This window comes from Streptomyces boluensis (genome assembly GCF_009908195.1).
In the GTDB taxonomy this organism is placed as follows: Bacteria; Actinomycetota; Actinomycetes; order Streptomycetales; family Streptomycetaceae; genus Streptomyces; species Streptomyces boluensis.
On the sequence record NZ_JAAAHS010000756.1, the window covers coordinates 1 to 882 of the forward strand.

Annotated in this window: 1 protein-coding gene; it reads right to left on the bottom strand. The window is 76.5% G+C overall.

The window, feature by feature from the left end:
* Window positions 1-72 precede the first annotated feature (72 nt).
* Window positions 73-882, bottom strand: an 810-nt coding sequence (locus tag GUY60_RS37945; RefSeq protein ID WP_223178787.1) for a sirohydrochlorin chelatase, incomplete at its 5' end; no start/stop codon positions are given.

The window sequence follows — 882 nt, forward strand, 5'->3', positions numbered from 1 at the left end:
AGTCGGAGGAGTCGGTCGGCGTGGGGGTGGAGGAGTCCATGGACGCACCATATGAGCCAACCGAGTTGACGGTCAGGCGGCTTCGGTAGCTTTGACGGCTTCCGTCGCCCCGGGCGCAGCCGCTCGAAGCGCCCGGTAGCGGCGCAGTACGACACGGGCCGTGCGCGGGTGGTCCGCCAGCGGGGCGGCGACCGTCCAGGCGCCGGCGTGGTCGAGCGCCTGGGTGAAGCGGCCGGGCGCGAGCAGGTGCGTGGCGATGGCGACCCTGCGGTGGCCCGAGGCGCGCAGCCGCTCCACGGCCTCCGGCACGGTCGGCCCGGTCGACGAGCAGTACGCGGGCAGCACCGGCACCGGCACCGGCACCGCGCCCCGCTCCGCGCCCAGCAGAGCGCGGAGTTGGGCGGCCGCCGTACGCGCCCCCTCGTTGCCGCCCGGTCGTGACGAGCCCGCGGTGGCCAGGACCACCGCGTCGGCCCGGCCGCCCGCCCGGCCCTCGGCCTGCCGCAACCTGCCGTACAGGGCCAGCGCCACCTCCCGCTCCCCGCTCAGGCCCGCGGTGAACGCGCAGCTCAGCCGCCGGGGTGCGGCCAGCTCCGCGGGGATGTCGACGGTGCGGTGGAAGCCGTCGCCGAGCAGCAGCGGTACGACCACGGCGCGGCCGCGACCCGCCTCCGCGAGCGCGTCGAGCACCTGCCCGAGCGAGGGCCGCTGCACATCCAAGTGCCCGACGACCGGCCGCACTTCACCCGTCGCCTCGACGGCCGCACACAGCCGCCCCACGGTCGCGGCCGCCTCGGGTACGGCACTTCCGTGCACGGCGAGGACGAGTGCGGGGGAGTCGGGAGAGGTGGGGGAGTCGGGGGAGGAGGTCATGTTCCCGGC